Annotated in this window: 2 protein-coding genes; one reads left to right on the forward strand and one right to left on the reverse strand. The window is 66.1% G+C overall.

All coding sequences use genetic code 11. The features are described 5' to 3' along the window. Positions 1-70: 70 nt before the first annotated feature. Positions 71-1,231, forward strand: a complete 1,161-nt coding sequence (locus ACI38Z_RS00175) for an IS256 family transposase (RefSeq protein WP_439788170.1) — start codon at positions 71-73, stop codon at positions 1,229-1,231. On the opposite strand, the gene ACI38Z_RS00180 is transcribed toward ACI38Z_RS00175, so the two are convergent. After that, positions 1,201-1,563, reverse strand: a 363-nt coding sequence (locus ACI38Z_RS00180; RefSeq protein WP_439788171.1) for a response regulator transcription factor, incomplete at its 5' end; no start/stop codon positions are given. The two genes, ACI38Z_RS00175 and ACI38Z_RS00180, sit on opposite strands and share 31 nt — an antisense overlap.

The following is a 1,563-nucleotide window of genomic DNA, read 5'->3' on the forward strand; positions in this document are numbered from 1 at the left end:
GAGAAAGACATGGCCCCGGCCTTCGGTATGATTGAGTTGCCTAGATTCGATCATGCAAGGAGGCAGAGCCATGTCCGACCCCATCGTAACATTCGACGAGCAGGCTATCAGGAGCGATCTCAAGGAGCTCGTGCGCCAGACCGTCGAGGACACCCTGAACGGGCTTCTGGAGGAGGAGGCCGACGACCTGGTCGGCGCCGAGCGCTACGAGCGCACCGCCGGGCGCGAGGCGTACCGCGCGGGACACTACGACCGCAAGCTCGTGACGACGTCCGGCGAGGTCACGGTGAGGATGCCCAAGCTCAAGGGGATGCGCTTCACGACGGCCATCATCGAGCGCTACCGAAGGCGCGAGACTTCCGTCGAGGAGGCGATGATCGAGATGTACCTCGCCGGCGTCTCGACGCGCCGCATCGAGGACGTGAGCGAGGCCCTGTGGGGCGCGAGCGTGTCGGCGACGACGGTATCCAACCTCAACGAGAAGGCGTTCTCCTCCGTCGAGGCGTGGAGGAGCCGCCCCCTCACGCGGGCCTACCCCTACGTCTACGTCGACGGCATCTACCTCAAGCGGGCCTGGGGCGGAGCCTACGAGAACGTGTCGGTGATGGTCGCCATCGGCGTGAACGACGACGGCTACCGCGAGGTCATCGGCGCGGCCGAGGGCTTCACGGAGTCCGGCGAGTGCTGGAAGGGGTTCCTCTCGTGGCTGCGCTCGCGCGGCCTGCGCGGCGTCAGGATGTTCACCGGCGACAAGGCTGCCGGCATGGTCGGCGCGCTCGCCGAGGTCTTCCCGGACGCGGCCTACCAGCGCTGCACGGTCCACTTCTACCGCAACGTGTTCTCCAAGGTCCCGAAGTCGAAGAGGAAGCTCGTGGCCGGCAAGCTCAAGGCGATCCACGCCCAGGAGTCCTTCGAGGCTTCCGAGGAGAAGGCGCTGCGAGTGGCCGAGGATTTGGAGGCCATGCGCCTCAAGGAGGCCGCCAAGGTGGTGCGCGAGGGCTACGCCGAGACCCTGACTTACACGCGCTTCCCGGTCGAGCACTGGCGGCGGATCCGCACCAACAACGCCATCGAGCGGCTGAACCGGGAGATAAGGCGCCGCACCCGCGTCGTCGGAACTTTCCCGGACGGCAAGAGCGCGCTCATGCTCGTCACCGCCCGCCTCAAGTACGTCGCCGACAGCGAATGGGGGTCGAGGCGCTATCTGGACGTGTCGCTTCTGGAGGGCTGATCATGCCGAAGGGCTAAAGGGGCTTGGCCGAAAGTGCGCAAACATCTTGACGGTACCGCGCTCCCGGCGTCGGCTTGGTGGCGCAACGCCACGCGGATTCGGGCGAGCAGTTCCGAGGTGCTGAACGGCTTCGTCACGTAGTCGTCGGCGCCGGCGTCCAGCGCGGCGATCTTCTGCGCTTCTTGGTCGCGTGCGGAAACGATGATAATCGGCGTTTTGCCGACGAGCCGCATCTGCGCGAGGAGGTGCATGCCGTCGCCATCGGGAAGTCCCAGGTCAAGCAAGACGAGCGCAGGATTGTCGGAGCGAAAGAGCGCCATTCCCTTGCGGGC

Source organism: Parafannyhessea sp., assembly GCF_051876455.1.
GTDB lineage: Bacteria > Actinomycetota > Coriobacteriia > Coriobacteriales > Atopobiaceae > Parafannyhessea.

Bases quoted from the DNA above. Each gene is read 5' to 3' on its own strand.
- ACI38Z_RS00175 (WP_439788170.1), top strand. From the start codon at position 71: ATGTCCGACCCCATCGTAACATTCGACGAGCAGGCTATCAGGAGCGAT.